Here is a 6,613-nt window from a genome sequence, read left to right on the forward strand (position 1 = left end):
GCGAGAGACTGTTACTTATCGCCATCCGCTTTATATGTTGTCACTGCAGCCCTGCTTTTAAGGGGTGTGTCTATACTTGGCATAAGCTGTAATAGATGTTGTGTATAAGGGTGCTTAGGATGGTCAAATAACTCAAAAACATCTCCTTGCTCAACAATCTTCCCTTGGTACATCACCGCAACGCTGTCGCACATTTCCGCCACTACACCGAGATCATGAGTGATGAAAATCATCGCCATCCCTGTTTCACGTTGCAAATCCACCATCAGATCCAAAATTGACGCTTGCACAGTCACATCCAGCGCAGTCGTAGGTTCATCGCAAATTAGAATATCGGGCTTACACGCTAATGCCATCGCTATCATCACCCTCTGTCTCATTCCCCCAGAGAGGTTGTGCGGATACTCTCGCAGGCGTTTCTCCGCTTGAGGAATTCTTACCTTGTTGAGCATATCTAACGCATAACTTTGTCTATCTTTTTTATTCAGTTCAGGTCGATGAAGAATTAACACCTCCTCTAGCTGCTTAGCGATAGTGTGAACGGGATTTAGTGCCGTCATCGGGTCTTGAAAAATCACTGAAATCTTATTGCCGCGGACTTTATGCATCTCATTGTGAGGAACAGCGAGTAGATCCACATTTCGATATAGAATCTCTCCCTCAACGACATTCCCATAAGGCTTAGGCAACAAACCTAATATCGACATGGAGGTAACGCTTTTGCCACACCCTGACTCACCAACAAGCCCTAGCGTCTCTCCCGCCTTAACATCGAAATTGACACCATGAAGCACTCGAACCACATCATCATCTGTTACAAACTCAGTATGTAAGTTGCGTACGCTTAAGATTACTTCTTCACTGTTCACTGCAATACTCATTAAAACTGGTACTTATCATTAATGGTTGTGACCGGTTGAAAGCTTTCACCTTTTTTAATCGCGTCTAATGTCTCTTTCTTTATTGCAGGATCAATCCAATAACTGCCTAAGTCCGAAGGTGTACCCGTACTAAATAGCGCCTCACTCTTTTTGGTCATTGGCTGCTTAGGAAATTGCATCCAGCGCCAATACGCTTCTCGGGTATAAGGAACCATATAGCCGGGAACAATCACAAACTCATCTGCCACGATTTTTTGAATCTCACGAGAAAGAACTTGTCGTTTTTCACGGCTAAATTCTCCACGATATTCAGTGACCAACTTGTCCATTTTGGCAGAGCTGTAATTAGTAAAATTATTGGTTTGTGGTTTATTGGCATTTGTTGAATGCAAATACTCCCAGTACTGCGGTACATCGCCTCCAGCCATGTCATGAAACGAAATGTCATGTTTCTTTTCATTCACATATTTAAACGCTGAAGAGCCGTCAATCAGATTTAAAGTATATTCAAGACCCGCTTTTTTTGCCTGTTCTTTCAGGTAGGCCATCCTAGGCGTATGATGGCGAGCTGAATAGGTAATCGCGAATGACAATCTCTCGCCTTTATCGTTTGTTCTTATTCCATCGGGACCAATGTTGTTAAAACCAGCTTGGCTAAAATATTCAGCCGCTTTTTCTGGGTCAAATGGTGCAGCTTTTACCTCCGCATTGGTAAATTCATCTTGGCCAACCCCTAACCCGTTAGGTTTCCTTACATAATCATTTCGAAGAATATTTTTAATCATGCCATCGAAATCACTGGCATATGCGAGACCTTTTCGCACTTGCAGGTTACTTAAATTGGCTTTTGCTGTGTTGATCCATAGTCCTCCCGCTCCTTGTGGAACTTGGTTAAAGCCCCAGAACTTATGGATATAACCTCGTTGATAAGGTTTACTATTCGACTTCTCATGCCATAGCGAGGGAAGAATTAAGCCAAAAGCGTCAAGATCGCCTTTTTCAAAATGCTTACGAGCAATGTCATTGTCTCGAATCACTTGTATTCGAATTTTTTCTACGTTGTAACGATTTTTATAGTAAGGGTTACTGTATCCCCACCAATCTTGACCGACATGTTTAAAGGTAATAGAGCGCCCTTTCTTAACTTTATCCATTTTATAAGCCCATGTAGTTGGCTCCATTTTGAAGTTGTACTTTCGAACAAAGTTATCATCAATACCATCGCCATTGTTATCAGTACTTGGTTGATAAAAATGTCTCGGTTTTGGGCCTAATGATGTCCAGTTGAGTAGATCTTTCTTATCTTTAGGCTCTGACAAGGTTACAGATATCGTATGGGCGTCATACTTAATAACATCAGTAATAACCTTCTCATAAAAGGTATTATACCAAGGAGCCACGATATCTTTAGAACGCATTAACGTTAGTACAAACGTAAAATCATCTGCTGTAACAGGCTTACCATCTGACCATTTAGCCTTGGGGTTTATTTTGTAATACACCGTTTTGTTGTCATCAGAGAATGCCCAATCCGTAGCAATTGAAGGGATCCAGTTACCTGTATCAGGATGCTTAGTTACCAACGAAGGGTGTGCGTCTAACAACCAAGAACGAAAAGAACCATTAGCATCCGGGCCTACAGTTCTAAACGTTTGTGGGAAGCTTGAAATATAAGTTCTGAAGGTCCCGCCATATATGGCTTGTTCAGAGGCAAAAACAGGGTCATCCAAATTGGTTTGCCATTTCAGGTTGGCTGGCAGTTCAGACGCTGACATTGCCATGGTTGAAACACCAGACAGAATTACACTCATAAGTTTAAAAACTGTTTTCATTTCGTCATCCTTGCGTCAGTTATAACGAGTAAATTTTTTCGGATCAAATGCCGCTCTTACTGCTTCTCCAATAAAGGTTACCATCACCAATACTGATACAATTGCGACAACCACAGATATGACTATCCATGGAGAATCTAAGTTCGACTTGCCTTGTTGCAACAACTCTCCCCAGCTTGGTGTTGGAGGCATCAATCCAAGGCCTAAGTAATCTAATGCGGTTAATGCTGTGATATTACCGGCAATAGTAAAAGGCGCTAAAGTAACTATCATTACCATGGTATTTGGCAATATATGCTTAAATAGTATTCGTGATGTGGTCGCACCAATAGCCCTAGCGGCCAACACATACTCTCTAGCTGATTCTTTATAAGTCATGGTTCGCATGTACCAAGTCATACCCATCCAGCCAAACAGTACATTGATTAAAACAAACAGAGTAAATGTAGGTTGAATGATCGAAACTAATATCATAATCACATACAAAAATGGCACCATAGACCAAATTTCTATCAATCTTTGTACAATAAGATCAAACTTCCCTCCCCAAAAACCCATTGCACACCCAACCGCAGTGCCGATGGAATAAGAGATAATCATGGTAATTAATGCAAACCCCATTGCGATGCGAAAACCATAAACCAGTCTGGCTAGCACATCTCTCCCGATGACGTCTGTACCCAAGTAGTGTTTAGACTCAAAATTTGGGCTTACTGGAGGATAGTCACCGGAAAAATCTTGTTCGTAAGGATTCCATGGCACAATCGGCAGCAGGACAAAGTCACCATTATCTTGTTTTTGAAAATGAGCCTTTAACTGCCGGTAATTCACTTCGGCACTGTAGCCAAGACCAAAATCGCTGCCGAGTTTTACATCACTCACAATGGGAAAACTGTATTCACCCTGATAACGAACAACCAAGGCTTTGCTATTTATCAGCAGCTCAGCAAAAATAGACAAAATCAGCATGCAAGATAAGATGATAAACGACCAATACCCTCGTTTAATCTGCTTAAATCGACGTATTTTCTTATAGGTAACAGGATCAAGTTCTATCATCATGCGCCCCCAAACTTCACACGTGGGTCCACAAGGGCAACACAGATATCGGAAACAATGTTTCCTATTAACAGCATCAAGGCGTTAATGGCAACAATACCCATTACCACCGGATAATCCCTCTCAATAATAGACTCGTAACCTAACAGGCCAATACCATCTATATCGAAAATAACCTCGATTAAAAATGAGCCTGTCATAAAAAACAGCAGTGAATTACCAAAGTGGCTTGCGATAGGAATCAAGCTATTTCGTAAAGCATGCTTACGAACCGCCTTGCGAAAAGGCAAGCCTTTAGCGATAGCCGTGCGGATGTAATCAGCCGATAAGTTTTCCATCAAGTTATTTTTCATGGTCATGGTGAGAGTGGCAAAATCACCAATCAAATAACAAATTAGCGGCAAAACAGCATGCCAGAGAATATCTTTAATTTGTTCAGAGAGAGAAGATAAGTCATCGAAATCATCTCCTGTGAATCCTCCCATAGGAAACCATTCAAGATGATATGAAAACCAAGTGATCAGTAATACACCCACAACATAACCCGGTAGAGCATAACCAATAAAAATGGCGATGGAGGATGCTGAATCAAAAAAGGAGCCATGCTTAATGGCTTTATAGTAACCAAGTGGTATGGATATAAAGTAAGCGATGAAAAAGGTCATTCCACCATAGAACAGAGAGACAGGCAGACGTTCAGCTATCATATCGGTTACTGGTTCATAATAACGAGTTGACTCACCAAAATCCAAAGCAAGCAGTTTGGTTAGCCATTGCCAATATGCCTCGACGACCGGTTTATCCAAACCATAGAACTGATTTAGCTGATCAATTTGATCCTGTGATAAAGCACTACTGGCACCGACATCACTTATTGCAACAGCCGTCTCACTGCCGCTAAACTGCATACTCGACAGCATCCTCTCCACTGGCCCACCCGGTACCAGCCGAGTAATAGCAAAAATCAGTATGGTGATGCCAATAAATGTAGGAATGACTAACGCAGCTCTGCGTAAAAAGTAGTCAAGCACTCAATCAATTCTCCAATTCCGTTTGTGACCAATCTTATACTCAAGTGACCTCAATATGCAGGATTCATAGCAACATCAACAAGTTCAGTTCAAGAAAAATAATGGAAGGAATGGTATTCCCTTTCAAGATTATCTGACGCAGAAATGGGCGTGTTGATGTGCTCCCAAAGGGCGAGTTTTATTGGCCCCTGCTCTGTGTTACTGATTCTTGCCGTAGAATGATTATGCCTTCAAATCAGTGCCTTGATCAGCAGCCAATAAACTCTCGCTGAACAAGCACCTTGAGGTCACTTGAGTATATTTGCTATCCATCAAATATTGCTTTACTTGCTACTTCAAACCCTAGTGTGGACATGGGGAAAAAGCCTAACACTATGAATTTTAGCCACATTTATTTCCATTCTATAAAGGCAGTATAGATCATTTTGTTAACAACTTTAAGTTAACGGACAGCATTCTCTATAAATAATAGATAAATTACTCAATGCGTACAGTAAAAGCATTTATTGGATAATACTGGTGAGGTAAAAACATGATTTTAATTAAACAGTTAAGTGAAAGCCATCGTATTAACAAGCACTCTCTAGGCACAAAACAGCACAATAACGCCCCTAACAAGTGAGAGGGAGTTACGGTACTGTTTATAAGTGGTAATTTACGGTTAATCTAACAATATGCGGATATACTCAAGTGACCTCCATGGATTAGATTCAGAGTTACATCAACAGGTTCCGTTCAAGAAAGATAATCGAAGAAATGGCCTTCCCCTTTCAAGGTTATCTCACGCAAGAATGAGCATCTTTAAGTTAGTTGAGTATTTACAGTGCACTTAATCATTATGGCAGTCAGACAACAGAGTATTTCTCTTATTATCACGCACCAGTGTCCAGTGAATGCCCTCTAAGGCGCCCGCAAATTTCCACAGCAATTTGACATCCACATCATCACCGTACTCTTTTTTTACCAGCATAAAAGATTTAACCGCACCTAATGACATAAAGGTTTTAACATCAGAAATGCCCGAACGAATGGCCATTCGCTCGAGATTTAATTGCATATTAGGTAGGTCTCTAAGCCGCAAACTATCAAGTGACTTGGGGCAGGATTTAAAGTTTAAAGCGCATTGGATTGATTCTCGAACCAATAGGTCTAACTCTTCATAGTCAGAATCAAGCAGATAAGTAACATCAAAGTAATTTACTGTCGTTACTTTCTGTTTCTTAATTTGGCAATAACGCTGACAGTTCAGAGCTTCCAATTTTGAGTCGAGATCACCTCCCCCTCTCAAAAACAACCGCCCTTTAGCGATAAGCGCATACATTGCACCATCTAAAAACAGTCCTCGGCCTCCAAACATTGAGCGATTCTTGTTGTTTCCAAACCGAGTCATATAGTCAAAAAATCTTTGGTCTCTCATTATTAAACCCTTAGCAAGACACATAAAAACAGCGACCGATATTTATCGTTCGCGTGGTAATGACAAAGTGATTTAAAAATTAAACGCTATTTTTTTAGATATATGGCTATCTTGCCATTTAAAAATTGCTCTTCGGCAATAAGCAGATAATACTTATCATGAATGAATTTAAAAGGTGTCTTGAGGATCAATCCGCTTGATTAACAAATATTTTTATCACATGTAAAAATAAATATATAAATATCATAAAGTTACAGAATTCATGAATAATATTTTGTTACAAATCAATAAGATAAAAAATTTCCATCAGAAGGCTAATTATAATGATTTTAATTGCTAGGATCCGCAAAGTAGATGTACTATGGCGTTCAAGAATTTAGGACAATATATATG

At 40.3% G+C, this 6,613-nt stretch carries 5 protein-coding genes; all 5 read right to left on the minus strand.

Annotation, left to right across the window (positions count from 1 at the left end; genetic code table 11):
* Positions 1 to 11: 11 nt before the first annotated feature.
* Positions 12 to 881, minus strand: coding sequence for an ABC transporter ATP-binding protein (locus F0227_RS18060; protein WP_171754643.1), 870 nt, complete (start codon positions 879 to 881; stop codon positions 12 to 14).
* Positions 881 to 2,713, minus strand: a complete 1,833-nt coding sequence (locus tag F0227_RS18065) for an extracellular solute-binding protein (protein ID WP_171754644.1) — start codon at positions 2,711 to 2,713, stop codon at positions 881 to 883. Before F0227_RS18065 ends, F0227_RS18060 begins: the two co-directional genes overlap by 1 nt.
* Positions 2,714 to 2,728: 15 nt before the next feature.
* Positions 2,729 to 3,772 (minus strand): ABC transporter permease subunit, encoded by a 1,044-nt coding sequence (locus F0227_RS18070; protein WP_171754650.1) that lies wholly within the window; start codon positions 3,770 to 3,772, stop codon positions 2,729 to 2,731.
* Positions 3,772 to 4,803 (minus strand): ABC transporter permease subunit, encoded by a 1,032-nt coding sequence (locus tag F0227_RS18075; RefSeq protein WP_171754645.1) that lies wholly within the window; start codon positions 4,801 to 4,803, stop codon positions 3,772 to 3,774. The genes F0227_RS18070 and F0227_RS18075 overlap by 1 nt, the downstream gene beginning before the upstream one ends.
* Before the next feature lie 829 nt (positions 4,804 to 5,632).
* The gene (locus F0227_RS18080) at positions 5,633 to 6,220 is read right to left on the minus strand and encodes a TfoX/Sxy family DNA transformation protein (RefSeq protein ID WP_171754646.1); all 588 of its coding nucleotides are present in this window, start codon (positions 6,218 to 6,220) and stop codon (positions 5,633 to 5,635) included.
* Positions 6,221 to 6,613: the final 393 nt, after the last annotated feature.

The organism is Vibrio sp. 99-8-1, assembly GCF_013114595.1.
Classification (GTDB): domain Bacteria; phylum Pseudomonadota; class Gammaproteobacteria; order Enterobacterales; family Vibrionaceae; genus Vibrio.